Origin of the sequence: Staphylococcus debuckii (genome assembly GCF_003718735.1) — a bacterium.
Taxonomy (GTDB): domain Bacteria; phylum Bacillota; class Bacilli; order Staphylococcales; family Staphylococcaceae; genus Staphylococcus; species Staphylococcus debuckii.
In genome coordinates this window covers 299997-326393 of record NZ_CP033460.1, presented here as the reverse complement: position 1 = coordinate 326393, position 26397 = coordinate 299997, and the positions used below count along the sequence as shown (strand labels likewise).

28 protein-coding genes are annotated in these 26397 nt (G+C 38.7%); 9 read left to right on the top strand and 19 right to left on the bottom strand.

Annotation, left to right across the window (positions count from 1 at the left end; all coding sequences use genetic code 11):
• Positions 1-119: 119 nt before the first annotated feature.
• On the top strand, positions 120-734 hold the full coding sequence (locus CNQ82_RS01545; protein ID WP_123143771.1) for a class I SAM-dependent methyltransferase: 615 nt from the start codon (positions 120-122) through the stop codon (positions 732-734).
• 62 nt (positions 735-796) lie between these two features.
• On the opposite strand, the gene CNQ82_RS01540 is transcribed toward CNQ82_RS01545, so the two are convergent.
• Positions 797-1918 (bottom strand): M23 family metallopeptidase, encoded by a 1122-nt coding sequence (locus CNQ82_RS01540; protein ID WP_123143770.1) that lies wholly within the window; start codon positions 1916-1918, stop codon positions 797-799.
• A gap of 238 nt (positions 1919-2156) precedes the next feature.
• Complete coding sequence (locus CNQ82_RS01535; protein WP_123143769.1) at positions 2157-2963, bottom strand: metallophosphoesterase; 807 nt, start codon at positions 2961-2963, stop codon at positions 2157-2159.
• 226 nt (positions 2964-3189) lie between these two features.
• Here CNQ82_RS01535 and CNQ82_RS01530 point away from each other — a divergent pair, with 226 nt between their 5' ends.
• On the top strand, positions 3190-3468 hold the full coding sequence (locus CNQ82_RS01530; RefSeq protein WP_240624903.1) for a hypothetical protein: 279 nt from the start codon (positions 3190-3192) through the stop codon (positions 3466-3468).
• A 178-nt stretch (positions 3469-3646) separates the two neighbouring features.
• Here CNQ82_RS01530 and CNQ82_RS01525 read toward each other — a convergent pair whose 3' ends face one another.
• Positions 3647-4267: a nitroreductase family protein gene (locus tag CNQ82_RS01525; protein ID WP_123143767.1), complete on the bottom strand. Its 621-nt coding sequence runs from the start codon at positions 4265-4267 to the stop codon at positions 3647-3649.
• Between the two features lie 63 nt (positions 4268-4330).
• Here CNQ82_RS01525 and CNQ82_RS01520 point away from each other — a divergent pair, with 63 nt between their 5' ends.
• Complete coding sequence (locus tag CNQ82_RS01520; protein WP_276308794.1) at positions 4331-4681, top strand: MerR family transcriptional regulator; 351 nt, start codon at positions 4331-4333, stop codon at positions 4679-4681.
• 73 nt (positions 4682-4754) lie between these two features.
• Here the strand turns inward: CNQ82_RS01520 and CNQ82_RS01515 are convergent, their stop codons facing one another.
• The 7 genes from CNQ82_RS01515 to CNQ82_RS01485 all read right to left on the bottom strand — a co-directional run bounded on the left by CNQ82_RS01515 (position 4755) and on the right by CNQ82_RS01485 (position 12804).
• Positions 4755-5615 carry a WYL domain-containing transcriptional regulator gene (locus tag CNQ82_RS01515; protein ID WP_123143765.1) on the bottom strand — a complete coding sequence of 287 codons (861 nt, stop codon included), beginning with the start codon at positions 5613-5615 and terminating at the stop codon, positions 4755-4757.
• A 197-nt stretch (positions 5616-5812) separates the two neighbouring features.
• Complete coding sequence (locus tag CNQ82_RS01510; RefSeq protein WP_123143764.1) at positions 5813-6550, bottom strand: class I SAM-dependent methyltransferase; 738 nt, start codon at positions 6548-6550, stop codon at positions 5813-5815.
• A gap of 73 nt (positions 6551-6623) precedes the next feature.
• Positions 6624-7982: an APC family permease gene (locus CNQ82_RS01505; protein WP_123143763.1), complete on the bottom strand. Its 1359-nt coding sequence runs from the start codon at positions 7980-7982 to the stop codon at positions 6624-6626.
• 4 nt (positions 7983-7986) lie between these two features.
• Positions 7987-8712: a gamma-glutamyl-gamma-aminobutyrate hydrolase family protein gene (locus CNQ82_RS01500; RefSeq protein WP_123143762.1), complete on the bottom strand. Its 726-nt coding sequence runs from the start codon at positions 8710-8712 to the stop codon at positions 7987-7989.
• A gap of 117 nt (positions 8713-8829) precedes the next feature.
• Positions 8830-10209: an APC family permease gene (locus tag CNQ82_RS01495; RefSeq protein WP_123143761.1), complete on the bottom strand. Its 1380-nt coding sequence runs from the start codon at positions 10207-10209 to the stop codon at positions 8830-8832.
• A 150-nt stretch (positions 10210-10359) separates the two neighbouring features.
• The gene (locus CNQ82_RS01490) at positions 10360-11895 is read right to left on the bottom strand and encodes a sodium:solute symporter family protein (RefSeq protein WP_123143760.1); all 1536 of its coding nucleotides are present in this window, start codon (positions 11893-11895) and stop codon (positions 10360-10362) included.
• 27 nt (positions 11896-11922) lie between these two features.
• Positions 11923-12804, bottom strand: a complete 882-nt coding sequence (locus CNQ82_RS01485; RefSeq protein ID WP_123143759.1) for an N-acetylneuraminate lyase — start codon at positions 12802-12804, stop codon at positions 11923-11925.
• A gap of 247 nt (positions 12805-13051) precedes the next feature.
• Here CNQ82_RS01485 and CNQ82_RS01480 point away from each other — a divergent pair, with 247 nt between their 5' ends.
• Positions 13052-13918, top strand: coding sequence for an ROK family protein (locus CNQ82_RS01480; protein ID WP_123143758.1), 867 nt, complete (start codon positions 13052-13054; stop codon positions 13916-13918).
• 102 nt (positions 13919-14020) lie between these two features.
• On the opposite strand, the gene CNQ82_RS01475 is transcribed toward CNQ82_RS01480, so the two are convergent.
• Complete coding sequence (locus tag CNQ82_RS01475) at positions 14021-14827, bottom strand: MurR/RpiR family transcriptional regulator (protein WP_123143757.1); 807 nt, start codon at positions 14825-14827, stop codon at positions 14021-14023.
• A 148-nt stretch (positions 14828-14975) separates the two neighbouring features.
• Here CNQ82_RS01475 and CNQ82_RS01470 point away from each other — a divergent pair, with 148 nt between their 5' ends.
• The 3 genes from CNQ82_RS01470 to CNQ82_RS01460 all read left to right on the top strand — a co-directional run bounded on the left by CNQ82_RS01470 (position 14976) and on the right by CNQ82_RS01460 (position 16950).
• A complete protein-coding gene (locus CNQ82_RS01470; protein ID WP_276308793.1) occupies positions 14976-15659 on the top strand; it encodes an N-acetylmannosamine-6-phosphate 2-epimerase in 684 nt (227 codons plus the stop codon).
• A 28-nt stretch (positions 15660-15687) separates the two neighbouring features.
• The gene (gene nagB, locus CNQ82_RS01465; protein WP_123143755.1) at positions 15688-16419 is read left to right on the top strand and encodes a glucosamine-6-phosphate deaminase; all 732 of its coding nucleotides are present in this window, start codon (positions 15688-15690) and stop codon (positions 16417-16419) included.
• A gap of 126 nt (positions 16420-16545) precedes the next feature.
• Positions 16546-16950 (top strand): hypothetical protein, encoded by a 405-nt coding sequence (locus CNQ82_RS01460; RefSeq protein ID WP_123143754.1) that lies wholly within the window; start codon positions 16546-16548, stop codon positions 16948-16950.
• Positions 16951-17280: 330 nt separating this feature from the next.
• On the opposite strand, the gene CNQ82_RS13340 is transcribed toward CNQ82_RS01460, so the two are convergent.
• From CNQ82_RS13340 to CNQ82_RS01425, 8 genes are all read right to left on the bottom strand, one after another.
• Entirely contained in the window at positions 17281-17718 is a 438-nt protein-coding gene (locus CNQ82_RS13340) for a CorA family divalent cation transporter (protein WP_276308792.1), read from the bottom strand.
• The gene (locus tag CNQ82_RS13335; protein ID WP_276308791.1) at positions 17715-18230 is read right to left on the bottom strand and encodes a CorA family divalent cation transporter; all 516 of its coding nucleotides are present in this window, start codon (positions 18228-18230) and stop codon (positions 17715-17717) included. The genes CNQ82_RS13340 and CNQ82_RS13335 overlap by 4 nt, the downstream gene beginning before the upstream one ends.
• Positions 18231-18365: 135 nt before the next feature.
• The gene (locus CNQ82_RS01450) at positions 18366-19316 is read right to left on the bottom strand and encodes a CorA family divalent cation transporter (protein ID WP_123143753.1); all 951 of its coding nucleotides are present in this window, start codon (positions 19314-19316) and stop codon (positions 18366-18368) included.
• A gap of 163 nt (positions 19317-19479) precedes the next feature.
• Positions 19480-20163: a type 1 glutamine amidotransferase domain-containing protein gene (locus CNQ82_RS01445; RefSeq protein WP_123143752.1), complete on the bottom strand. Its 684-nt coding sequence runs from the start codon at positions 20161-20163 to the stop codon at positions 19480-19482.
• Between the two features lie 77 nt (positions 20164-20240).
• Complete coding sequence (locus tag CNQ82_RS01440; protein WP_123143751.1) at positions 20241-21746, bottom strand: phytoene desaturase family protein; 1506 nt, start codon at positions 21744-21746, stop codon at positions 20241-20243.
• Positions 21747-21783: 37 nt separating this feature from the next.
• Positions 21784-22905 (bottom strand): glycosyltransferase family 2 protein, encoded by a 1122-nt coding sequence (locus CNQ82_RS01435; RefSeq protein ID WP_240624901.1) that lies wholly within the window; start codon positions 22903-22905, stop codon positions 21784-21786.
• Positions 22906-22912: 7 nt separating this feature from the next.
• Positions 22913-24400 (bottom strand): phytoene desaturase family protein, encoded by a 1488-nt coding sequence (locus CNQ82_RS01430; protein ID WP_123143750.1) that lies wholly within the window; start codon positions 24398-24400, stop codon positions 22913-22915.
• 4 nt (positions 24401-24404) lie between these two features.
• On the bottom strand, positions 24405-24881 hold the full coding sequence (locus tag CNQ82_RS01425) for a glycosyl-4,4'-diaponeurosporenoate acyltransferase CrtO family protein (RefSeq protein ID WP_123143749.1): 477 nt from the start codon (positions 24879-24881) through the stop codon (positions 24405-24407).
• A 267-nt stretch (positions 24882-25148) separates the two neighbouring features.
• Between CNQ82_RS01425 and CNQ82_RS01420 the strand changes: the two genes are divergently transcribed.
• Both CNQ82_RS01420 and CNQ82_RS01415 read left to right on the top strand, forming a co-directional pair.
• Complete coding sequence (locus tag CNQ82_RS01420; protein ID WP_123143748.1) at positions 25149-26123, top strand: LLM class oxidoreductase; 975 nt, start codon at positions 25149-25151, stop codon at positions 26121-26123.
• Positions 26107-26346 (top strand): DUF896 domain-containing protein, encoded by a 240-nt coding sequence (locus CNQ82_RS01415; protein ID WP_015901637.1) that lies wholly within the window; start codon positions 26107-26109, stop codon positions 26344-26346. Before CNQ82_RS01420 ends, CNQ82_RS01415 begins: the two co-directional genes overlap by 17 nt.
• Positions 26347-26397: the final 51 nt, after the last annotated feature.

Genomic DNA, 26397 nt, shown 5'->3' with positions numbered 1-26397 from the left:
AGTCCCTTTTGTTTGCGCTACATTTAAAACTTTCTTATGCTTAATATGCTTTTATACAGCGGAGGCACTTTTCTGGTGCTCCGCTTTTTAATGGTTTCTTTTTCAAAGGAGGAATTCAAATGTATATTTGGGATAAAAAGTTTGATGAGAAGGATTATATTTATGGGAAATCCCCTAATGCGTATGTTAAGGAGGTATTTAATCGCGAGACGGCTGATGCTGAAAAGATACTGATTCTAGCAGAGGGTGAAGGCCGGAATGCGGTTTATTTGGCGGGCCTTGGTTATAAGGTGACTACGTTTGATTTGTCGAAGGTCGGGATTGAGAAGCAATTGAAGTTGGCAAGTGAAGCGGGTGTGGAAATTGATGCGTGCTATGGTGATGTGACTGAGGCAAATTTAGTGGCTGACAATTCGTTTGATTATACTATTAATGTGTTTGGCCACGTGTTGACTGAAGATAAACCTGGCATGTTTAATAATTTAGTTCGTCCGCTGGTTAATCATGGTCATAGTTATTTTGAATTCTATGCTAAAGATCAGGTGAATTTCGGCACGGGTGGTCCTAAAGATGTGAACATGTTGTACGATGTGGATGAAATTAAGGATTATTTATCTGATTTGCCGGTGAAGGTTCATCGTTTGGAAAAGGTGGAAGTTGAACGTTATGAGGGCAGCAAGCATAATGGTGTCGGCAGTGTCATTCAAGGTCATATTGAAAAAGTGGAAGATTAAAAAAAGAACGTTACGACAACATTTTCTGTTTGTCGTAGCGTTCTTTTATTTAGTACTATCTATTATTGTTTACTATTGATGTAACTATCAGGGTTAACGCTGTATTGGTTGCCTACTCCACCTTGCATGCGTTGGAAATGTAGGTGCGGTGCAGTTGAGTTCCCTGTGCTGCCTGATTGACCGATTTGGTCACCTGCATTTACATTTTGGCCTTGTTGCACGTTTAATTTGTTCATGTGCATATACCATTGATAGTTGTCACTGTTTTTCTCTTGGATGGTAACTTGGTTGCCGCCGCCATAGTTACTCCAGCCAGCTTGTGTAACTGTACCATCTGTTAATGAATAAACGGGTGTATTTTCTGGCATACCGTAGTCAACGCCGTAGTGTGCGCCGCCGCCATGATATTGTCCGTATTCTTGTAATTTAGGATGTTTTGTTAACCAGCTTGCATCTTGTGCTTTAGCGCCGTCTCCATTATCACTTGTATCAGGTGTTTGTGTTGTGTTGCCTTCACTTGAACCGCCTGCATTGTCTTGTACATTATTTGTTTGCGGTGCTTGTGCGACTTGTGGTGTTTGCGTATTTGAAGTAGCATTTTGTGATTGTGTATTTGAAATTTGCTCATTTGATTGGTTATATGTTGAAGCAGCTTGTGCTTGATTATTAACTTGTGTATTTGTTGTATTTTGAGTCGTTGCTGTATTGTTTTGTGGATCAGTATTATTATTTGAAGTTGTATTCTCTGTTGTTGCTTCTGCGTCATTTGGATTCTGAGCTTTATCTTGTGCTGAAGGTGTTTCGTTTACATCGTAACCTTCATTATGTACTTCTGCATTTGAAGCGTTGTGAGCGTAGTTATTATCGTCTTGTTGGTAATTTTGACTGAGCGCACTTTGAGGGAAGTAGAAATAATGTGTTGCGCCTTCTGAATCAGTTAATGTGAATTGATATTCATGTTTATCAAACATTGATTGATTCCAATTGCCGTCTAATGTGTGATGGTAGTTGCCTTGTGCGTCTTTAGTGAAATAAGAACCGTAAGAATAACCTTTAGTTTGTTGTTGCTGTTGTTCAACTTGCGGTGTTCCTTGTGTTTGTTCCGCTGCATCTGCACTATGACTGATGAATCCTACTGATGACACTCCTAAGCCTACAATTGTTGCCGTCAATAATTTATTCATATTATTTTTTCCCCGTCCTTTTCGTTTAATCAAATTTACAAGTTATAAACTATCATGGCCGGTGAATAAAATAAAGGCACCCAACTGTTTTGTAAGAAATTGTATTTTGTATGTAATATGGTTACATACATTTGAATTTTCCACGAGTATTGTTAAATCAGCGTTGAGAACATAAAGTTTTTGCACATATATATCATATATTTCAATCTATATTACAATTGTCGTGGTTTACCGCTTATTAGATTTCAATTACTTTCAAAGCATGTGACATTTCACGTTCAATATCTTTAGAGCGCCATTCTCTAAAGTAACCTAAAGATACACAGGCAAATTCGATGCCATCTCTTTCTGTTTCTCCTCTGAAATGTACATGTCCCATCAGACTATATCGAATATTATATTGTTGATAAAGCGGCTCAAAATCTGAGGTACCTATAAATGCGTTGAAATAATTAAAGATTCGATGTGGCATAGGCACTCTGAAACTTGGGGTCGTGACCACATGTGTCGCGAGAATAATCTTTCGGCCTCCTGCTTTCTGAAGGTCTCTTTCCGCCAAGGCAGCAGCTTTATGTGACACTTCGATATCGCTCATTTCCCAGTCGACGTGTACTTTATCTTGCCAGGTTGCGCCTTTGAAGCGGCGGCGTTCTAGTCGTTCAATGGTATATTCTGGACTTGCGAAGGTGTAGTCGTACCAACCGCTGTTGCCGACAATGGCCCACTCGTCGTTAATGATATAGGGATGGCCCATCAGGCACTCGGGCTGTTGCATGAAAAATTCGTGTATTTGGCGGGTGTTCTTATCGTCTACTTGCCAGTAATCGTGGTTGCCTGGAATGAAAAGTATTTCTTTATGAGTCAGGCGCTGCATTGCTTTCACGAATTGGTAGGATTTGCGATAGTCGTTGGAAATATCGCCGGCTATAAGAAGGACGTCGAGCTGGTAGTCTTGAGTCAATTGTGCGAGTGTTTCTGCGTATTCGGTTTCTGTGTAATCGGAAGGACGGTCAATATGCAGATCTGAGATGGTTCCTATTTTCATGGTTCGCCCTCCTTTCTAGGTATTTATTTTATATTTTAGCTTATTGGCAATTGAGCACAAGTATAATGGATTGCTGAATGTAATGTGTCAATCTACACAAAAATGTGAATATTAGAAACTTAGGAAACTGTAATTAAAATTATACATGGCGGGTAGACTTAAGAGTGGAGAAAAAATCTGCAGACAGGTCTCTCCCAGAAAAAGCTCCCATTCAACATAAGGAAGGGTGATTTTTTTGGACCAAAATGAAGCTTCTGAATTTATGATTGATTTACGAGATATTAATATGTCTTGGGATCAGTTAATAACTGACGAAGACGAATTGGTGGAGGCAGGCTATCCTCAATCTTTGATTAATCATTGGATTGAGAATGGCATGATTGCGTCATTTTCTCCGAATAACGGCGGTATTAAGCATTTCTATACACAAGATGTATTTAAAGCTACCGCGGTGCAGCTCAAACTTCAGTCTGAAGCTGAGCATGATATGGAGACCACGGACTGATTTGATTCTGTACGCGGCTTTCCATGCCTGCGCGGTTGTGAATATTTTACACATATTATATTTCAAACGCAGGAACACCCCAACAGTTCTTATTCGGAACAATTGGGGTGTCTTTTTTATTGCTATAATAGAATAACAAATTTTGCTGATGGTGTTAAATCGCGCATTTCATCCTGGTTTATTGATATTCTACAAATTTTTCAGTTGGCATTCTGAAGGAGTCGCGTGGTTCTTTGGCTTTCTTGCCGATTGCGACAATCATGACTGGTACATAGCGGTCTAATGGATAACCGAGGACTTCACCGATTTGATTCGCTTCAAATCCACCTATCGGATTAGTATCGTAGCCGTGTTGTTTTGCAACTAACATTAACTGCATGGCCATCAAGCTGCTGTCGATTTTCACGATGTCATTCATTTGTTCACGTGCTAAATTTTGATAGCCGTCTTTTACTAATGGCAACATTTGGTCTTTCACTTCTTCTGGCATCATGCCATTTTCCACAGCACTTTCGTAAATGAAGCCTGCATATTCATAACATTGCAAGTCGCCGAAGATAACCAGCATTGCTGAAGATGTGTCATTTTGGTTCGTATTAAATTGGATGTAAGGTCTCAGTTTATCTTTAGCTTCATCACTTTGCACAACTGCAACTCTCCATGGCTGCATGTTCACTGAAGAAGGCGCTTTTGCTGCTTGTGCTAAGATTTCATCCATTTCTTCTTTTGGAATTTTGTATTCCGGGTCGAACCCTTTTACAGATTTTCTACCGTTCAGAATCTCAGTAAAGTTTTCCATTCTTTCACCTCGTAAGCATTTTTCTATATAATAGAATATAGGTTAAACCATGGTTTAAGGGAAGTGATTTGTTTGGAAAAATATTCAATTCAAGAGGTGTCTGATATGAAAGACATCTCCAAAAGTAAATTGCGTTATTACGAGAAGCACGGATTGTTGATGAATATTGAGCGTGATGCGCTAAATCAACGTGTCTATTCTCAAAAAGACATAGAGATGGTCAGCTTGATCCAATGTTTCAGTTTACTCAGTATGCCTTTGAAACAAATCAAACAAAATGTAGAGAAGCTTTCTAGGGATGAAGCGCAAATTGCGGATATTTTAGAAGCGCACCTGAATGTATTGAAAGCGGAAAGAGAAATTGTAAATTTGCGTATTTCTAAGATTGAAGAAAAACTTTCTCGAACTAAGTGAATAACAAATCCCCTTACTACACCACTAGTGAGGGGATTTGTTATGTATCTGCTTTGTAAATGAATATTTTTGTTTACTCGTAGCAACTTTTGATTTGATTAAGACGATCAATAAAGCTGTCTATATACTTCTGGGGTTCTAAAATACGTGCCAATGGTGCCATCTGATATGCAATGTAGTAAGCATCTAGCTCTGTACACGCAATCCTCACTATGATTTTTCCTTCCTTAGTACGTTCTAATTCTTCAACTATACTGTATTGTTGTCGAAATAAATCCCATTTTGTTTGATCAATTTCAACGGTCACGAGTTCTTTACTTTTCACTTCATCGAAAGTATGATCAGAGACTTTAAAATTTTCAATAAAGCGTACACGTTCAGTATAAATCGTCTTATCGTATTCATAGGTAAACCAATAATCGTAGTGCATGTACATCGTTGATAAAGGTTTTACTTCTATAATACGGCCGTTAAATTTCATCCAAACTAAGTTTTTCTGACTAATCGCTTTTTCTATCAGCATTAATGTTTGTCCAGGAAAGATATCATTTCGTTTTTTAAAATGATCTAACATTTCATTTAAAACCTTTCTATCTTCCATGCGCATATTTTGTATTTCTCTTTTAAATAAGTTGTATACATCTACATGCAAGATAGGTGTTAAACTTTTAATCTTAATCATCAGTCCCAGTAAGGCTAAGCTGTTTAAACTATTAAAATGTGTAATTAGTTCATAACCATTCTTTTTATAAACAATTTCAGTGTTTCTGTTATTCCAATACTCACTTTCATAGAAAAAATCATTGATTATCCTAACGTCTCTTTGAATAGACTTCGTGCTCACATTCCCAAACTCAGAGAGCTCTGACTTTCTGATTGTTTCTCCATTCAATAAACGTGTGAAGATATTCAGGACTCTTGTTGACTTATCCATCTTAACCCACTCCTAAAAGACAATATACATTGAAATGCAGACAATTAAAGATTGCTATACAATCTTCTATTGCAATTATCAAATAATCCCCTATATTATTATAAATTATTACCTATATTGCAATATAAATAAACAAATTTTTTCTAATTCCTAAAAGAAACACTTTGAAAGTACGCTCAACTCTCAAAGTGTTTCTTTTATTTAAGCTTTCCCCAAATGCCGAAAGCGGTATCTCGGATAAAGGCAGTGTTTATGCCTTCCGCTTCTGCCTGCAATTCTTTTTTAAAGGTATCTATAGAGAAATCTCTGCTCAGTACTTGATGTTCCTGCATTCTTGGTAACATCATTTCTACGAGCCAAGCAAGATCGTTCTCTTTCGATGTCTGCATCACGACTTCTGCCATAATATGCGGCGCTTCAATGCCGAGCTGAACGTACATATCGTACAATTTCTCACCGATATGAATGTCTCCGCCTTCCAACTCGACTGTTTGCCAAACCCACTGGATGGCTTGCTGGTGTCGAGGTAGCGGATCTTCTCCTGTACCGCCATTAATCGCATCACTTTCTTGGAAAATAAATAGACCATCTGGTTTCAACAGCGGTTTTAAATTTTCTAAAGCTTGCATGGGATCTGGCAGATACATGAGGACGCGGCGCCCTACTATTGCATCGAATTGTCCTAAATCATTTGGTAAGTTGTACAAATCCGCTTCTCTATATTCAATATTCTCACCACTATGATTTTGCTTTGCGAGATTCAGTAATTGCGTGTTGTTATCGATACCGATGACTCTCCCAGAATCACCTACTAGCGCTGCCAGCAGTCCTGTCACTTCTCCAGGTCCGCATCCTACATCTAACACGCGCATTTCTGGATGAATGTTTGCATCTTCTAATAATCTGAGCGTAAACGCATTACGTTGGTCTGCCATAATAGAACTCCTTTTGAATTGTGACTTTCTTTTATGAAAAACCATTCCGCTTGTTTATATCAAATGATACGCATTATTTTGCTATTCTTTTTTTATTGACCCAAAATAAGACTGCGGGAAGTATGACATACCCGATGACCATAGCTGTTATTGCGTAGTAGTTCAGCATTGTACCGCTATCAGTTTTAATAGAGAATTGTCCTTTCCAATCAAACATGACTAATAAAAGTACTGTAAGAAGTAATGAAATGGCAGGTAATACTACATCTGTCACTATGTTCTTGTGCACATTTTCTAAGGTATAGCCTCGCTCTTTTCCAAAGTAGAACATCAACACCCCTACCGGCACGACTAGGAATTGAATAAAACGTGAAATTGAACTTAAAATAATGATACTTGTCATATCGTATTGGAACGCCATTGGTAAGACTGCCGCCACTAAGAAGGTTGTCATAAAGGCAATAAATGGGAAGCCTTGTTTCGTACGCTTCTTGAACCAATGAGGCACTTGATTTTCATTTGCGATAGCTTCGAGAATTCTTGGTGTCCCAAAGGAAGCGGCGACGTTGATACCAAACATTGAGATCAGCGCGCCATATAAAATAATGTTGTAAATAATAGGTGAGTTAAAGACTGCGACGAGTGATACGACTTCTTTCGTCTTAATCAAAGCGCCAGGATTAACCATCATGGTTGCTAAAATAATGCCGATGTACACTACGCCAATGACTAAAATAGCTAAAGGAATAGCTTTCGGCAAGTTCTTTTCAGGTTGTTTCATATCTTCTGATGCATTCGCTACACTTTCAAAACCTGTAAAGGCATAGAAAGCAGCGATAACTGCCATTACCAAAGTAGAACCGTTAATACTTGAAGTGTCTACAATATGGTTAATTTCATTGAAGTGATTCTCCCGAGTTATTATTACAATGACTACGCCTGCTACAATAGTAGTCAACAGTGCAAGTAATTTTCCGATAGTAGACAGATTATTGATAATCTCGAAAATTTTATTGCCGGACATATTGATAATTAATAATATCACCATCAATAAAACTAATCCTACAGTAATCATCCAGAAACTTGTATTGTCTCCACCGAAAATAGTTATGACCGTTTTAACTACTGCAGTTGCCATTACACCCCAAGCGATGCTACCAGCGATAAATCTAGTAATCCCTACATAAAAACCAATATTCTCACCAAAAGCCGCAGTTGCATAGGCATATGCTGCCCCACTTTTAGTTACGTATTTAGCTGCTGCCGCAAAAGTAATGGCTAAAATAGCAGCTAACAACGCAGCGAAAAGATAAACGATAGGTGTATATTTCCCTGCAATTTTAATAACGGCTGCTGGAGATAAAAATATTCCTGATCCTATAATTGAGTTGATTGCGAATAAAACGATTGACCAAAATCCTAATTTTTTCATATCATCACATACTTTCAGCTTGATTAATAAAGTCTTTGAATAGTACGTCCATACTTGACTCTCGCCACAACATTTCAGGGTGCCATTGAATACCTACAATATATTGATGACCTTTTGACTCAAATCCTTCGATTGAACGGTCATTGGTATAAGCATTTACTTTAAAATTAGAAGCTAATTCATGAATAAGTTGATGATGAAAGGAATTAACATACAAAGAAGTTTCATTAAAAATTTTTTCCAAGCGTGTATCTGACTGGATGGTAATTTGATGTGTTTTTTCAGTCGGATTGTACGATTGCCAATGTCTAATGGTATTTAATTCTCTATAAGAAGTATCTTGATACAAAGTTCCTCCAAAATAGACATTTAAAATTTGTGCACCTCTGCAAATTCCTAAGATTGGGATGTTTTTCTTTATAGCTGCTTTAATTAACTGAAAATCAAATTGATCTCTTTCTATTAAAGTTTCTCCTAACTTTTCTAAAGGGTCTTCATGATAAAGAGCAGGACTTACATCATGGCCTCCACTCAATATCAAACCATCTAACATATCGATTTGTTTTTCAATAATATCCGAATCATCCGTTATAGGTAAGACGAAAGGAATGCCTCCTTGTTTAACTACCGCCTCAATATAATCTTGATTTACATAACAACGTTTATATCCAGGAAACATGCCGTCTTGATCTGTTAAGATACTTGCTGAAATTCCTATGTTTGCTGACATGATACCCCTCCTGTACTTTGTGATAGAACTTATTATATGCGTATTTGAGGGCAAGTCAATGTTATTATAAGAATATTCAGAAATTGTTATCTAAAAACTCCTTTCTCCCTTATATTTTTAATACTCTTCTACCGCTTTTCTTTTTGCTTCTCTGCGATGATTGATCCAAAATATAATAATCGGCAGTATGATATAACCTATTACCATGGCAATGATTGCTGAATAATTCGGCACTAAGACGTCATGATGTTTCACGGAAAACTCGCTTTTCCAATCAAATCTTAAGAGCATAAAGACGGTTAGGAATAAAGCAATGCTTGGCATGAACATATCTGTAAAGATGTTCTTTTTCGCGGAATCGAGTACATCCTCATGCGCTTTGCCCATATAGAATGTAATCAAAGCGGCAGGCACGATTAAGAATTGTACGAATCGCGAAATTGCGCTGAGTACGATGATGCTGTCCATTTCGAAGCGGAATGACATCGGCAGCAACACTGCGACAAAGGCAGTGACTAGAAATGCGTGAAGCGGAAAGCCGTATTGATTACGATATTTAAACCACGCCGGCAACTGTCCTTTTTCTGCAACAGACTCCAACATACGTGGGATGGAGAATGATGTTGCGATATTGATTCCGAACATTGAAATTAAAGCCCCATATAAAATAATGTTGTAGAGAATTGGTGATTTGAAGATCGCCACAAGTGAAACCACTTGTTTAGTTCTGAGCAAAGCCTCTGGATTAAGCATCATAATAATCGTGATGAGTCCTATAAAAGCTGTTCCGATGATGAGAATAGCCACTGGAATGGCTTTCGGCAGATTTTTTTCAGGAGATTGCATATCTTGAGAACCGTTTGCTACATTTTCAAATCCTGTAAAAGCATAAAAGGCAGCAATAATAGCCATCACAAATCCTGAACTGTCTAAATGTGACGTATTCACGAGATGGTCTATCTCATAGTAATGTGATTTACCAGTAGAAATAATGACAATTAAACCTGCTATAATCACTGTTCCAAGTGAGATTAATTTACCTGCTGTTGAAAGGTTATTGACTAACTCAAATAATTTGGTGCCGAAGATATTAATGCAAAAGATAATTACCATTAATATTAAAATGCCAACGGTAATCCATAATACATTATTACTCGGTCCGCCTGTAATGACTAAAATGGTCTTCACTACTGCAGTCGCCATGACACCCCAAGCAATACTGCCTGCAATAAATTGAGCAATACCGACATAGAAGCCGATATGTTCTCCAAAGGCAGCTGTCGAATAAGCATAAGCTGCGCCACCTTTATTGACATATTTGGCTGCGGAGGCAAAGGAAATAGCTAGAACGCCCGCAAAGGAAGCTGCAATTAAATAAACAAGCGGTGTATACTTGCCTGCCATACCTACAACCGTTCCAGGTGATAAGAAAATGCCGGAACCTACTATTAAGTTGATAGTTAACAGCACGATGGACCAAAATCCTAGTTTATTCACCTTAACACCGCCTCCTTCTCAAATCAGCAAAAAAGATATCGTATTGTGTATTTAATACCCTAAAATTGTAATTATAAGGCGGATATATAAATGTAAAAGCTCAGGGCTGAGACAGTCAATTTTGTCTCAACTCTGAGCTTGTTATATGCATTATTTTCTTGTCGCTACTTTAGAAACATAAGTAGATGGTTTATCTTTATCATAAATTGTCAGTCCTGTGATATCTTTAGCATTTTTCGCAGGTACGAATAAACTGATTAAATAACCAAAGATGAAGGCGATAAAGAATGAAATGATAGATACATAGAATGGAGAGTTCGCTCCGCCTACACCTTTCATCAAGTACGCAATAACCACACCTGCAAGTAATCCGACGATAACGCCTAAGGTATTAGCACGTTTCGTGAAGATACCGACTGCAAAAATACCTGCTAAAGGTACACCGAATAATCCAGTTACTAATAAGAATAAGTCCCACAAGTTGTTAGAATCTGCTGCAATTAGATAAATTGCGATACAGTAGCTGAGCAAACCAGCCACTACAATCGTGATTCTCGCAAAGAGTACTTCACTCTTCTCGTCTTTTCCTTTTCCGAAGAAGCGGTCTTTAATGTCTTCAGAAATACATGCTGAAATTGAGTTCAAGCTTGAAGAAATGGTAGATTGCGCGGCTGCGAAGATGGCTGCAATCAGTAAACCGCCGACAAATGGAGGCATTTCTGTCAAGATAAAGTAAGGTACAACTGAAGATGTGTTGAAACCTTCAGGCAATGTATCAGAATGTTTATAGAATGAATACATCATTGTTCCCATACCGTAGAAAATCGGTGCTGAGATTAAAGCTAACAAACCGTTGATCCACAGTGATTTCTTCGTTTCATCAATTGAGTCAGAAGCTTGGTAACGTTGTACCACGTCTTGACTGGCTGTGTATTGATGTAAGTTGTTAAAAATATTTCCCAGGAAAATAATCGGCAACGCTGCGGCTGCTGAATTTAATTTCCAGTTATCTGCGCTGAGCAATTTCTTATTTGCGATGGCATCGTGAGCGATAGTACCAAAGCCGCCTTTGATTTCCATGGCACCAATGATGATTATCATTAATGCCCCACCTAGTAAAATGACACCTTGGATAAAGTCGCTCCATACTACGCCTTCAAATCCGCCTAAGAACGTGTACAGAATACATAAGATACGTACTAAACTCGCTACTAAATAAGGATTGATGTCTGACACTGCTGTAATTGCTAGTGTCGGTAAATAGATAACAATGGCGATACGACCTAAGTGGAAAATCACGAATAATAATGAACCGATGACACGTACACTCGGACCGAAGCGTGCTTCTAAGTATTCGTAGGCTGATGTGACATTTAATTTTTTAAAGAATGGTACGTAAAATGCAATTAATAACGGAATAATTGCGACAATTGCAATGTTACCGGCAATATAGGACCAATCTGTCAGAAAGGCCTTTTCTGGTGTAGACATAAACGTAATTGCGCTCAATGTCGTAGCATAAATTGAGAAACCGATTGCCCATGAAGGAAGGCGTCCGCTTGCTGTAAAGAAACTATCTGTGCTTTGACTCGCACGTTTGGTAAAGTAGGCTCCCACTATCAGCATCACTACGAGATACAAAATAACGGCAAACCAGTTCCATGCGCCAAAACCAACCTGTTGCATAAACAACACCCCTAATCCTATTCTATTTTACAAATTGTATTGTTTTACTAATTCATCTAATGCTGCTCTATTCTCTTCGTTGAATGGCGCGAATGGGCGTTTTGGTAAACCGCTATCGATGCCGCGATATTTCAAGATTTCTTTTAATGTCGGATAAAGTCCTAATTCTAAAACTTTAGTGATGATATCATTTGTTTCATGTTGAACTTGATAAGCTTCGTCGACTTTGCCTTGTTGCGCTAATTCGAAGATTTGACGTGTACGTTTGCCGTTGACGTTAAATGTAGAACCAATGGCACCATCCACACCTGAAGCGACTGCTTGGATCAACATTTCATCAAAGCCTGAGAAAATGAGTTTATCTGGATAAGCTTTGCGTAAACGTTCTAATAAGAAGAAATTAGGCGCTGTGTATTTCACCCCAATAACCTTTTCATGATTAAAGAGTTCTCCGAATTGCTCGACGTTGATATTCACTCCTGTCAGATCAGGAATGGAATAAATAATCATCTTGTTTTGCGTCGCTTCAATCAAATCAAAGTAATATTGTTTAATTTCTTCAAAAGAGAGCGGATAATAAAACGGCGTGACTGCTGAAAGTGCATCATAGCCAAGTTCAGTCGCATATTTGCCGAGTTCAATTGCCTCGTTTAAATCGAGCGCGCCGATTTGCGCAATCATTTTTACGTCGTCTCCGACAGCTTCTTTCGCAATTTTAAAGATTTGTTTCTTCTGTGCTGTATTAATTAAGAAGTTCTCTCCTGAACTTCCATTTACATATAATCCATCTAATTCTTCGTTTTCAATGGCATTCTTGGCAATGGCCTTTAATCCTTCTTCTTTGACTTGGCCATTTTCGTCGAATGGTACGAGTAATGCGGCATATAACCCTTTCAAATTTTCTTCCATTTTGCTTTCCTCCAAACATAAATAATCTCTATATAAAGCTTTACTCATTGATAAATTTGACTGGTCCTACTTGAATTGCTGATTTACAAACCTAATTGTAAACGCTATCATTTTGCTGAACAATAAGATTTGAAAAATTTTAATATAATTGTCTGATTTTAATGAAAATTATTTTCAAAAAATAGCTGAGCCTTTCTGAAACCTATCTTTACGACTATAATGATTATAAATATAGGAGGAATGTCGCATGTATAGTATTGCAGTAGATATTGGCGGAACGAACATCAAAGCTGCCGTCTTAAATGATGAGTTGGATTTCGTAGAATATGTGAAGATACCGACACCCGATAATAAGGAATTACTAATTGTGGAGGAAGTGCATCGCTTAATTGCCGATTATATTCAACAATATGCACTGACTTCACCCTTTATCGGTATCTCTAGTGCCGGAGTAATTGATTCAGAGCTAGGAGAGGTTGTTTATACCGGCCCTACTATTCAAAACTTTGATGGTACTAATTTCTATCAAGCTTTAAGCGACTTATCTGACCAGATAAAGATTTATAACGATGTAGACGCTGCACTTTTGGGAGAACTAGCTTTTCATCATTATGAGGAAGAAAATATTTTCTGCTTAACTTTGGGCACTGGAATTGGCGGTGCATTTTATAATCGTAAATTGGGTTTGTATCCAGGGGAACGTCATCGTGCGAATGAAATTGGCTATCTGCTGTATCGTGCTGAGGATGATAAAACTTTCGAAAAACGCGCTTCGACTGCTGCTTTAAAAGAATTGATGCATAAGTGGGAATTTGAGTTTGAATCAGATGTTCCTCGCTTATTTGAATTAGCAGAGACTGGTGATACACTTGCACAAGATATTTTGAATAAATGGTCTACACATGTTGCAGAGGGCATTGCGCAAATTCAAATTATGTATGATCCGGGATTGATTTTAATCGGTGGCGGTATTTCTGCTCAAGGGGCTGCCTTATTAAAATATATCGAACCTAAAGTACATGATTTCTTACCTCCTGATTATGGAGTGGCACGTTTGCAAACAACTCAAACTGAGAATCATGCTGCCCTATTCGGTGCGGTCTCTCAAAGATAAAATAAATGCTCCACATCTATGTAAGGTGCAACCAAAACATTGATGTGGAGCGTTTTTTTCATACTTACTTCAGTCTTACCGCAGACAAACGGGAGACTCCCTTTACAAATCTTTCTTTTCCAAAATGGTGTGGCGTGTATGTTGATAAAGTTTATGCATGTAATCATCTTTCAGCAGCAGATAACATACGATGTCCATTAGAAAGGTGGTCGCGATTTGTGTGTTGATAAAGCGTGTATCGTGTACGCGTGATTGGTCGCTGGTAATGAGGACGAGATTGGCATGTTGAGTAATGGTACTGCCTTCGTAATTTGTGATAACGACGACATAAGCACCTTGTTCATGTGCGATCTGCGCAGCGTCTGCCAGCTCTGTGGTTTCTCCGCTATTGGAAATGGCGACGAACATATCTTTTGAAGACAACAAGGAGGCGGAAATTTTCATTTGATGCGCATCGGTTGAAACCATCCCTTTTACTCCCATGCGTAAGGTGCGATAGTAAAATTCGCTTGCAGTCAATCCTGAACTACCTAGTCCTGCGTAGTTGACTTGGCGACTGGTTTTCAAATAGTGTGCGAAGCGCTTGATTTTTTCCTCGGAAATAAATTCTCCTGTTTGTTGAATAATATTTTGATGGTAACGATGGATTTGCTGGACTAATGGCGCATTTTCCACTACTCTTTCAGACTTCTCATGTTGCAGATTGAATTTCATATCTTGGAAGTTCGCATAATTTAATTTATTGCTGAAACGTGTAATGGTGGCTGGTGATGTGCCGATTGCGTGTGCCAACGAATTAATAGTTGAGAAACTATCATCCAATTCATTTTCTTGTATAAACGCTACAATCTTCTTATCCATTTTCGTCAGTAAATGACGGCTTTGCTGAACGCGATTTTCAAACTTCACTGCCTCGTCCCCCTCTTCTTCTTAGGTTAACTGTAATATAAATGAAAATCTTTTTCAATTTATGATTATCGATTGATTAAAAATTTCTTGGTGCTATGATAAAAGTGATAAAGGGAACTGCCTACTTAATTTACAAATACAAAAAGAGATGGAGTGTGTCGGAATGTTACCACAAGGATTAATTGTTTCATGCCAAGCATTACCTGATGAACCGTTACATTCATCATTTATTATGTCGAAATTAGCCCTCGCAGCTTATGAAGGCGGAGCAGTCGGAATTCGCGCCAATACTAAGGAAGATATTGAAGCGATCAAAGCAGAGGTGCCCCTGCCTGTCATTGGTATTGTAAAGCGAGATTACGAAGGTTCTGAGGTGTTTATCACAGCTACGTCTAAGGAAGTCGATGAATTAATTGCAAGCGGTTGTGATGTCATCGCACTAGATGCCACAAAGCAAGAGCGCCCTCAAGAAACCTTAGCTGAATTAGTCGCTTATATTCGCGAACATTCGCCTCACACAGAAATTATGGCGGACATTTCTACCGTAGACGAAGCCATCAATGCGGAGCAACTAGGCTTCGATTACATTGGAACGACACTTCGTGGCTACACCCACTATACTAAAGGGCACATCTTGTACGAGAATGACTTTGCTTTTTTAAAAGAAATCTTGGAAAAGGTGGAGGCCAAAGTGATTGCGGAGGGCAATGTGATTACCCCGGAAATGTATCGAACTGTCAACAACCTGGGCATTCATTGTACAGTAGTAGGCGGCGCGATAACTCGTCCGAAACAGATTACCGAACGTTTTGTACAAGCAGCAAAAGAATAGACATAAGCAAGTTGGGAGAGTCAAAGTAATGAACATTTATAACTTGAAAGATAAAAGTACAGCGAGTAAGTATACCGCAATTGCGTTATTAAAGACGATTAAAAATAATCCTCAAGCGATTTTAGGATTAGCGACCGGTTCTACAATGGTTGAACTTTACCCGCAATTTACCGATTTATTAAAAGCGAATCAAGTGGATGTCAGTGGTGTACGTACATTTAACCTAGATGAATATGTAGGATTAGATGCTACACATCCGCAAAGTTATTATACTTACATGCATGAGCGCTTATTCAATCAGTATGAAGGTTGGCAGGAATCCAATATTCATATTCCTAATGGGAAGTCTGATGAGGCAATTGATGAAGGAGCACGTTATGAGCAGTTGCTGCATGAAATGGGGCGCCCGGATATTCAAATTCTAGGTATCGGAGAAAATGGCCACATCGGCTTTAATGAGCCGGGCACTTCCTTTGAAAGTACCACGAGCATCGTAGACCTGACGCCTTCTACTCTGCATGCGAACAGCATTCATTTCGAACATGCCGATGATGTGCCGAAACAAGCAGTTTCTATGGGACTGTCTTCAATTATGCGGGCAAAACGTATTATCTTACTGGCTTTTGGCGAGAAAAAAATCGATGCGATTCGCCGCTTGGCTGCCGGAGAAATTTCTGAGGAGTTGCCGGCCTCTATCTTGTATCGTCATCCAAATGTCGAAGTTATTGTAGACGATATCATTTTTAAAGCACTTCACTAAACTGAGCCTGGCGCTCAGTTTTTTTATGTGTGGTTAATTGTTATTGGCAATTATTTAATTCCTTATAGTAAATATGCTTGAAATCAATTAAGATTGACTTATACATAAATAATGGAGGATGTTCATTTGAAAAAGATATTAAGTATATTTATTTTTCTTTTCCTAGTTTGCGGAATTGGCTTTACAGGTTATTTAGCCTTTACTGACGACTCAAATCAGAAAACCCATAAAGATCATTCTGAGAAAAAAGATGCTAAGAAAGAGCCGAAAAAAGATAAGAAGGATTCTGAAGATAAGCAGCAAAATACAGAAACAGAAGCTACGGTATCTACGGAACCTGTATATGGCACAGATTATAATGAGCAGAATGTTGCTCCTGCACCAAGCAACTACGACACACAAGGTGCAGAAAATGCGGAAACGTCTGTAAATGCACCTGCTACTAATGATGAGACCGGTACTGCGGTAAATTCAGGATACGATGGACAAGCTGCTGGTGATGAAAATGTAGCGACTGATTCAGGACAATAATATTGTTAAAGCGCACCTCTCGGAGAGTGCGCTTTATTTGGTGGTGTTTAGAGTATGCGAGGGGGCGTGTGGGAGTGATGCGCGGATATATTGGACACGTTGCTCTCATTCTTGGCCAATATATTCATTTATTGGACACGTTGCCTCCATTCTTGGCCAATATATCCGTTTATTGGACACGTTGCCTCCATTCTTGGCCAATATATCCGTTTATTGGACACGTTGACTTCATTCTTGGCCAATATATCCGCAAATCCGACCATGAAGTATTCTACACACAAAAATCTAGACACTAAATTCCGCAAAGTGTCTAGATCTCAATTCTTCAACTCAAAACCATCTTTTCTTTTTAAATAACACAATCAGCGCAATAGATAACACGACTGTAATGCCGATGAAGACGAAATAGCTGTATTTCCAGTGAAGCTCCGGCATATTGGTGAAGTTCATTCCGAACCATCCTGTAAGAAGTGTGAGTGGGAAAAAGATTGAAGAAAGAATAGTTAAGACATTAATCACACTATTGATACGGCTCGAATGATACGATTCATTATTATCTTTAATTTCGTCGGTTAGTTCTTCACAGGCCTTCAAAGTGGCCGTTTGATGCTTCAATTGATTCAAGATGCGATGCACTAAGCGTTTCTTATGTTGGTTCTCATTGAAATGATTAGATGTCTGAATCGTTTCTGCTAACTGTTCCATCGGTAAGATAATGCGTTTCAATTTAATAATTTCAGCTCGAATATCGTAAACTTCCCTCATCATTTTTTATTACGATCGGAATCTACATTTTGATATTCCAAATTGAATACTTCTTCCTCAATTTCTCCTACATAAGCAAAATAGGATTCGATAATCTTATGCAATAACTTCAGAGTAATCATTTCGGCATCCGGCTTAATTGAGCCTTTTTCTAATGATTCTTGTAAATAATCGATAAGCTCTATTTTAGACTGATGAATCGTGACTAAACTATTTTCCGTAATCGTAATATTCAATGGACGCGCCGAAAAATCTTTCGTGTCCAATGTGTGCACGACGATGTGCTTAATATCTTCTTCAGCATTATGGTAAATATCAGGATGGCCTAACGTGTAAATTGAAGAAGCCACTTCATTTTGATCTAAATTCAAGTCGTTTTGAAGATATTCCTTTTCCTCTTTGGTAGGTTGGATACAGTCATACCACACAAAGCCACTATTTTTGGGAACTTTATCTAATTGGCTGGTGGTGATAATTTGTTGATTTTCGTCTTGATACATGCAAGTTAATGTCATTATGTTCACGCCTTTTCAAGTGTCGCTTTTATATACTAGATACCACTGCTGAAGCGACTGAAAACGCGCTAAAGCAAAAGAAAGTCCTGAAGTACTGCATCTACTCCAGGATTCCAAAAATTATTCAATTTCATCTTAAAACCATTTTTTCTTTTTAAATAACATCACTAAAGCTACAGTGATGACAATAGCCAGGACGATAAAGACTGGATAGCTGTATTTCCAATCGTATTCTGGCATAAATTTGAAGCCCATACCGTACCATCCGCATAAGAAAGAGAGCGGGAAGAAGATAGATGAAATAATCGTCAATACATTCATCACCTTGCTGATACGTGTGGTGTGATAGGATTGGTCATTGTCTTTAATCTCATCTGTTAAATCTTCGCACGAGGCTAAAGTTTCAGTTTCATGTCTTAATTGATTATAAATATCATAGAACAACTGAGATTTTTGTGAATCTTTATCAAATGTCCCAAATGCTTTAATCGTATCGACCAACTGTTCCATCGGTAATAAGATACGTTTCAACTTAATAATTTCGGCTCTGATATCGAAAACTTGCTGCATGAGTTTCTTATTTCGTGCAGATTCCATGTTATATGTTTCAAAAGAAAATACACGCTCTTCGATTTTTTCAACATGCACAAAATAAGTATCTACAATATTTTCTAAAAGTGCTAAAGTCACTAATTCAGCATCAGGTTTAAGCTGATGATCTAACAACTGTTGTTTGACGTCAGAAACCGATGCCAACTCAGAATGATGCAATGTGACAATAGTATTACCTGCAATCGTAATCCCCAGTGCACGTGCCGTAAAATCTTTATCAACTAACGTATGTGCAATAATGTGACGTGCTTCTCGATGGGAATTTCGTGAAATATCCGGTTGAGATAAAGTATATACTGATGATTCAATTTCTTTCGTACTTAATTTAAAGGTCTGCTTTAAAAATTCTTTTTCTTCATTCGTCGGTGCTATCACGTCATACCAAATAAATTCGCTATCTTTAGGTACTTCGTGAATCTGTTCAGTTGATTGAAGCTGGTGCGTTTTACCTTCATAAATACACCTAACCGTCATCCGCTTCACCCCTCTATTCGTTATACAACTTAGTTGGTCTTTACCACTAAACTCAGTTGCGAAACTCAGAACATCCTGTAATCACCACTAGAAAAAAATTCAACCGAAAATCCGCAGAGCACAAAAAAGACTAAAGCCGGAACTTTAGTCTTTCCTCTATCCATTATTTGTGACCTAATGCTTTCAACGTATCTAATGCAACTTGTTGTGCGGATTGTGGATTTTGGCCTGTAATTAATCGACCATCTGTCACTACGAATGATGACCAATCGTCACCTTTTTCGTATTCGCCGCCTTTGTCTTTCAAGGCATCTTCTAAAAGATAAGGCAAGTTGTCTTCAACACCCATTTGAGATTCTTCGCTATTAGAGAAACCGGCTACTCTTTTACCTTTAATCAAGTTCTGACCGTCATTTTTGATATTCAATAAGCCGGCTGGGCCATGACAAACACCTGTCACGTAGCCATTATCTGAGTAAATTTTTTCAGCTAGCTCTATTAATCCTTTATCTTGTGCAAAGTCCCACATTACGCCGTGTCCGCCTGCGTAATAAATCACTTCGTAATCTTCAGCATGTACTTCGTCAGGTTTATAAGAGTGATTCAATTGAGTCATGAATTTATGATCTGTATAATATTTCCAATCTACATCTGACATGAAATCTTCTTGTAAGCTGGCAGGATCAATAGGTACAAAGCCGCCTTCTGGGCTGACATAATCTATTTCGTAACCTGCTTTATAGAATTCATCCGCAAAGTGAACGACTTCTCCGAGCCATGCACCTGTTGGACGCGCTAAATCTGGATATTTCGATACATTTGTGACTGCTACTAATATTTTTTTCATCAAACATTCACCTCTCCAGTTATTTATACACCTTATCTTAACGCTTAAACCTAGGTCGAAGAGAAAGTATCTGCTCATTACACGCCATTCTCTATGTCTTTCAACATTTCATCCACTGTCACTTTAGCACTCGTTAAGACAATAGGGACGCCTGCGCCAGGATGCACGCTTGCCCCTGCAAAATATAAATCTTTATAATCTCGACTGACATTATGCGGACGATAATAATTACTTTGCGCCAATGTCGGCATTAAACCAAATGCAGCGCCGAATTTCGCATTGTACTCATTTTCAAAATCTTTAGGTGTAAAAATCGTTTCCGTTAATACTTTAGACTCAATATCTTGTGTACCAACAGCTTTGTTTAGTTTAGCGTAAATGTGTTGTTTCGCGGTTTGAATGGTTTCTGGATTCTCCCAATCTACTTGGCCTACTTTCAATTCAGGAACTGGCATCAATGCATAAATTCCAGTTTTTCCTTCAGGAGCAAGCGCCGGGTCTTCCACACTGGGTGCATGTAAATAAATAGAAGGGTCTTTCGGCAGACGTCCGCTGAAAATGTCATCAATATTCTGTTCAAAGTCTTCCGCAAAGATGACATTATGAATGCGCAATTGCTCGCTTAAATCTTCATCAATGCCGATATACATCAAGAAAGCTGAACAAGCATAATCCATCTTATCGATTTTCTTTTTCGGATAAGCTACTAATTGAGTTTCATCTTTAAACAGATGCTGGGCAGCATAAGGGAAATCCGCTGTACACAGTACTTTATCGAAGTGTTCATACTGACCGTCGACCTTAACGCCATCTGCTTGCTTGAAGCGCGAATCAATCACAATTTCTTCTATCTCTGCATCCGTCATAATACGCGTGCCGAGTTCTTCATTCAACCGCTTCAACGCCTCAGCAAAACCATACATACCGCCTTTAATATAATGCACCCCAAACATCATTTCTACCATAGGAATGAGCGTATATAGCGAAGGCGTACGCTTAGGATCAATGCCGATATATAACGTTTGAAAGGCTAACATCTTTCTGATTTTGTCATTTTCAACATAGTTATCAATGAGGTTCTGCGCATTACCGAATGTTTTCAAACGCATTCCTTGATAGAGGGTATAAGGATTGTAGAAGTCGGTCGGCTTTCTAAAAGCCCGTTCTAAAAAGTGCTCTCGTGCAATTTCATAACGCTGATAAATATCTGTCAGAAATTGCATAAAGCCATGCGTAGTCCCCTCTTCAATATTTTCCAAGGTGTTGCGTAGTTCTACTAAATCTGTCGGAATCGAGATTTTGTCATCATCTGCAAAATGGACATCATATAGATAGGGCAATTGTTTCATCTCTAGATAGTCGTCTAGATTTTTGCCAGCAAAGTGAAAGACATCATAATACGTATCCGGCATCATCACAATTGTAGGGCCCATATCAAATGTAAATCCCTGGTCAGTAAAGCGGGACATTCGGCCTCCCACTCGGCTGTTCTTTTCATATATGGTTACCTCATGATGTTGCGCTGATAATCTGGCAGCTGCAGCTAATCCTGCAATTCCGCCGCCTATAATTGCGATTTTCATATTTATTCACCTTCAACTCGGACGTTCGCTGACTGTCCTATTTTTTAATAGTAATATTGCGCCCTTTCCAGCGCACGGATTTGCGTATGTTGACGTCAAACCACGATTTAGAAAAGATAAAGATAAAAAAGGCAAAGCACATTGGGTGTGCGAGTATGAGCCAGGACTTAAAGCTACCTGTTCTGCGGCCTAAACGGTAAAATTGCAGACCATAAAGCGTATATAAAGACAGTGCACGCAAGGTTTGTGATTGAGTCCTAGCTTTCGGTTTAGAGAGTGCAGCGATAACTTGAGCTAATGAAGCGGCCGAGCCAAAGAGCCAAGCCATAATCAATAACATCACACTGCTTTGGGTATTTTGAGCACCGACCGCAAAGTGTTTGGACCATCCTGCAATCAAACTACGCATTCCTTGTGGATACATGCGGAAATTGACTGTGCCCTCTCCTTCAAATAGCCGCACAGGCAAGTTTGCTTGATGATAAGCTTCACTTAAAGCAAAGCCTTCGATAATCTGTGTGGCAGCGTTGCGGTGCCCTTGAGTTCGGAAATAGTCTGCTCGATTAGTCAGCAACACTGGGCCGAAAGCACTTTCTGGGGTATTCTTTTCACGAGTCACTGAAAAGACATTCATACCGATTACTGTCATTAAATTAAAGATAACCGAGAAATTTTCATACGGCGCTTCAATGTAATGATAAGGTTGGATGGAGAGCAACCCTTGATTCCCTTGTTGCTGATATTGTGCAAGGATGCGCTTCAAGCTGTCTTCCGCTTCAAACCACACATCCGCATCTACAAACATGAATAACGCTTTCTGTGCTTTCAAACTTCCTTCATAACAAGCATGCGACTTTCCTTGCCATTCAACGTCATCAAGAACAGCGTACACCTTGGCGCCATAACCTTCCGCAATATCTCTTGTAGCGTCCGTCGAACCATCATCCATTACAATTACTTCTGTATTTTCTGCTTCTGTCAAAGACGCTAACAGACGCGGTAAGTTCTTTGCTTCATTACGCGCGGGAATAATAATACTGACACCTTGATGAGCGTTGGCAGTTTGTGCAGTAATTCTCTTTCGATAGCGATACATCAAGGAGCCGCACACGATTGAAGCCACTGTAAAGCCGCTCAACCAACGCTGTAAATGTTTCATATTACCCCTACTTTCTCTTTCGGCTAGTAATTAAATCCGCAACTTGCATCCCGCTTAATGTCACCATAGGCATCCCTGGTCCCGGATTGACAGAACCGCCTACAAAGTACAAATTGTCATAATACTGACTATGTTTAGGAAATTTGAATCCTTTATTTTTCTTTCTATCGGAAACCACACCGTAAATCGCACCTTTATTAGATTTGTAATGACGTTCAATTTCATGCGGCGTCCAAATATCCTCATAAACAATATGCTCACGTAAATCTGTCAGTCCCATACGCTCCAATTTATTCAGCACGGTCTCTCGAAATTGGCGATAATCCGCTTCCGAGAAAGGCTGTTGCTGAATATAAGGAATATGCGGCAAGACTTTGATGTTCTCATACCCATCCGGCGCCTGTGCAGCATCCGTCTTATTGGTATTCACCACATAAATCGTCGGATCTTGCGGCAACACATACTCATGAAATACTTCATGATAATTACGCTTTGAATCCTTTGAAAAGAAAAAATTGTGATGGCGGAGTGCCGGGTACGATTTGTCTACTCCTAGATGCATGACATAACCTGATGCGGCAGGTTCGAATTTACGTTCCAACTTATCTAAATCTTTGTCTTTGAAATCTAGCAAATGACGATAGAGCGGAATGACTTCCATATTAGAAACGAAATAATCTGCCTGGATAAGCGAGCCGTCTTTCAACTCAGCATATTTAAGATATTTATGCTCAGGAATCAAGCGCGTGATTTCTTGTTCGAAATGAAGTTGAACACCTTCTTCGCATGCAAGTTGCTCTAAAGCCTGTGCCAGTTTATGGATACCGCCGTCTACATACCATAACCCTTCTGCATGCTGCATTTGCGGCAATAATGATAAGACGGCCGGCGCATCATAAGCAGAAGACCCGACGTATTTAATAAAATAACCTAACATCTCACGCAGATAAGGATTATCTACACGTTTATCAATCGCTTCTTGCATCGTATGAAAGTAATCAAAGTGCTTCAACGCAGCAAATGGTCCATGATAGCGAATCATCGATGAAAGTGTATCGATACCTTTATCGAAATAACTTATCTCTGCATAATGATGAATGCGTTGCGCATAATCAAAGAAATCTTGCAGTTGGGCAATATCATGAGGTGTCAGTTCAGGATTTTGCAAGAGCATGTCCTGCAGATTCTCATATAAATCAATTTGTGTTCCATCTGGATAAAAATTACGGATTTGGAGATTCATCTTGCGGATTTGAACATAATCTTCTAGTTTCTTATGGCTATATTCAAAGAGCCGTTTGAAGATTTTGGGCATTGTTAAGATAGAAGGCCCTAAATCAAACCCGAAATCCTGCGTTTCTAAGCGATTGACCTTACCTCCGATATGTTTATTTTGTTCATAGAGGTCAACTTGATAGCCTTCTTGCGCTAAACGTATCGCTGCTGAAATGCCTCCGAGACCGCCTCCAATGATGGCAACTTTCTGTGTGTCCATTTAATCACCTTTTTTCTCTTTGTAAGACTTTCTCTGCGTAACGTTCTAAATTCGGACGGTTATAGCGCTGTGCAATCCAACAAGGTAAATTGGCCGCAAATGCATAAGTTAAATTGATGTACTTTATAGGTTTAGAAGTAGGTAAAAAAATAAACGCTGGCAGTATTGAGAGTGCATGAATCAATTCTGCGCGGCGTGTTTCGATAATAAATTGATGTAATTCGGTATAAGAAGCAGATTTAGCCACTGTAGTATGGCTTCTGACAGCCGGATTAAAACTTTGCCCATTAGGCAAATGCTGTTTCCATACTTTTACTTTAAAATATTTCTGCCAAAAGCGTCCTTCCTCTTCAAAAGGCCAACTTTTAAAAAGATTTGTGTAGCGTATAAAGAAACTTGAAGGAATTCTGGTGCCGAGCGTAGAAATGACCATATGTACTACAAACCAAAATAGTGAATTCCATAAGAATAATTTTTTCATTTTTATTTGCTCATCCTAAATTTTCAATATAATCTTGTTTACCCATCTCTTATTTTCTGAAACTAGCAGAAAGAATTGTATCATCGTAATTTATTTTTTTATTTAAAACCGCGTCAAATCAACGTTTTTTGACCTTTTTTGACTAAATCTATAAACCGCGTAAGCACAAGGCTTGTGTTAGTTTACCAAACGGTGTAGAATGCTTGTAGACAACTTGATTAAGACGTTTAAAAAGTTGTCTAATCATTCAAGTTAGGAGGGATAGACGTGACAACAATCAATCAACACAATGGTTTCAAACGGACTTTTCAAAAGGACCATTTGACCTTAGGTTTAACGATTCCTTTTGATAACTCTGAAAACATCGCATTGTCGTTTGAACAGCAAGCTCAATTGGCGCAGTACGCTGAAGAACTTGGATTTACGAGCCTATTTGTACGAGACAACCCGCTTTATAGTCCGCATTTAGGTAATGTAACGACAAACTACGATCCGTTTGTATTTTTAACTTACCTCAGTGCTCGAACTAGTAAAATTGCTCTCGGAACATCTAGTATTGTTGCGACATTACGTCATCCAATTCACATTGCTAAAGCAGCTGCGACTCTTGACTTGATATCGGGAGAGCGATTACTAATGGGACTCGCAACTGGAGACCGCCAATTTGAGTTTCCAGCGTTCAAAATCGAACCTGAGACGTTATCTTTAAGATTCAGAGAAACTGTTGATTCACTGAAAGCACTATGGCAAGACCACTCCCCTCAAATCTCTAACTCTATCTTTGAGTTATATGAGGATTCCGGCTTGCAAGTATTACCGAAATATAATCATATCCCGCTCTTTGCGACAGGATATGCTAAACAAGATATTAACTGGATCAAAGAAAATATGGATGGCTGGATGTTTTACCCGCAAGGTTTCCAACAACAAAAAGCACTCCTCAAAGAGTGGCACGACAACGATGAATTCAAACCTTTTATGCATCCGCTAGTCATTGATTTATCAAAAGATCCGAATGAAAAAATCAAACCTGTTAAAGGCGGCTACAGATTAGGCCGAAACACATTGATTAATGTATTAAAATCTTATGAACGTATTGGTACAAATCATATCATGCTGCATTTATTGACACATGAAAGAACGTATCAAGATTTAATGAAAGAATTGGGCGATTATGTGATTCCACATTTCCCACCAAACATAACTAAGGAGGAACAAACTGATTATGAAATTATTAGATAGAATTAATGAACTTGCAAATAAAGAAAAAGAAATGGTACTCAGCACATCAGAAAAACAAGAACAACATGAATTGAGACAAGAATACCTTAAAATGATTCGCGGACAAGTTGTAAGCACATTCTCAACATTGAAAGTTGTAGATCCACTTGGTGAAGACGTAACACCAGACAAAATTTATAACTTGCGCGAAGAAATGGGCACTTTAGACTTAAAACCTGAATAATAAATTAAAATATAGATGAATAGCACAACCCTATTGTAAAAGGCTAGGCAG

Bases quoted from the DNA above. Each gene is read 5' to 3' on its own strand.
- CNQ82_RS01545 (WP_123143771.1), top strand. From the start codon at position 120: ATGTATATTTGGGATAAAAAGTTTGATGAGAAGGATTATATTTATGGG.
- CNQ82_RS01540 (WP_123143770.1), bottom strand. From the start codon at position 1,918: ATGAATAAATTATTGACGGCAACAATTGTAGGCTTAGGAGTGTCATCA.
- CNQ82_RS01535 (WP_123143769.1), bottom strand. From the start codon at position 2,963: ATGAAAATAGGAACCATCTCAGATCTGCATATTGACCGTCCTTCCGAT.
- CNQ82_RS01525 (WP_123143767.1), bottom strand. From the start codon at position 4,267: ATGGAAAACTTTACTGAGATTCTGAACGGTAGAAAATCTGTAAAAGGG.
- CNQ82_RS01515 (WP_123143765.1), bottom strand. From the start codon at position 5,615: ATGGATAAGTCAACAAGAGTCCTGAATATCTTCACACGTTTATTGAAT.
- CNQ82_RS01510 (WP_123143764.1), bottom strand. From the start codon at position 6,550: ATGGCAGACCAACGTAATGCGTTTACGCTCAGATTATTAGAAGATGCA.
- CNQ82_RS01505 (WP_123143763.1), bottom strand. From the start codon at position 7,982: ATGAAAAAATTAGGATTTTGGTCAATCGTTTTATTCGCAATCAACTCA.
- CNQ82_RS01500 (WP_123143762.1), bottom strand. From the start codon at position 8,712: ATGTCAGCAAACATAGGAATTTCAGCAAGTATCTTAACAGATCAAGAC.
- CNQ82_RS01490 (WP_123143760.1), bottom strand. From the start codon at position 11,895: ATGCAACAGGTTGGTTTTGGCGCATGGAACTGGTTTGCCGTTATTTTG.
- CNQ82_RS01485 (WP_123143759.1), bottom strand. From the start codon at position 12,804: ATGGAAGAAAATTTGAAAGGGTTATATGCCGCATTACTCGTACCATTC.
- CNQ82_RS01480 (WP_123143758.1), top strand. From the start codon at position 13,052: ATGTATAGTATTGCAGTAGATATTGGCGGAACGAACATCAAAGCTGCC.
- CNQ82_RS01470 (WP_276308793.1), top strand. From the start codon at position 14,976: ATGGAGTGTGTCGGAATGTTACCACAAGGATTAATTGTTTCATGCCAA.
- nagB (WP_123143755.1), top strand. From the start codon at position 15,688: ATGAACATTTATAACTTGAAAGATAAAAGTACAGCGAGTAAGTATACC.
- CNQ82_RS13340 (WP_276308792.1), bottom strand. From the start codon at position 17,718: ATGATGAGGGAAGTTTACGATATTCGAGCTGAAATTATTAAATTGAAA.
- CNQ82_RS13335 (WP_276308791.1), bottom strand. From the start codon at position 18,230: ATGACATTAACTTGCATGTATCAAGACGAAAATCAACAAATTATCACC.
- CNQ82_RS01450 (WP_123143753.1), bottom strand. From the start codon at position 19,316: ATGACGGTTAGGTGTATTTATGAAGGTAAAACGCACCAGCTTCAATCA.
- CNQ82_RS01445 (WP_123143752.1), bottom strand. From the start codon at position 20,163: ATGAAAAAAATATTAGTAGCAGTCACAAATGTATCGAAATATCCAGAT.
- CNQ82_RS01440 (WP_123143751.1), bottom strand. From the start codon at position 21,746: ATGAAAATCGCAATTATAGGCGGCGGAATTGCAGGATTAGCTGCAGCT.
- CNQ82_RS01435 (WP_240624901.1), bottom strand. From the start codon at position 22,905: ATGAAACATTTACAGCGTTGGTTGAGCGGCTTTACAGTGGCTTCAATC.
- CNQ82_RS01430 (WP_123143750.1), bottom strand. From the start codon at position 24,400: ATGGACACACAGAAAGTTGCCATCATTGGAGGCGGTCTCGGAGGCATT.
- CNQ82_RS01425 (WP_123143749.1), bottom strand. From the start codon at position 24,881: ATGAAAAAATTATTCTTATGGAATTCACTATTTTGGTTTGTAGTACAT.
- CNQ82_RS01415 (WP_015901637.1), top strand. From the start codon at position 26,107: ATGAAATTATTAGATAGAATTAATGAACTTGCAAATAAAGAAAAAGAA.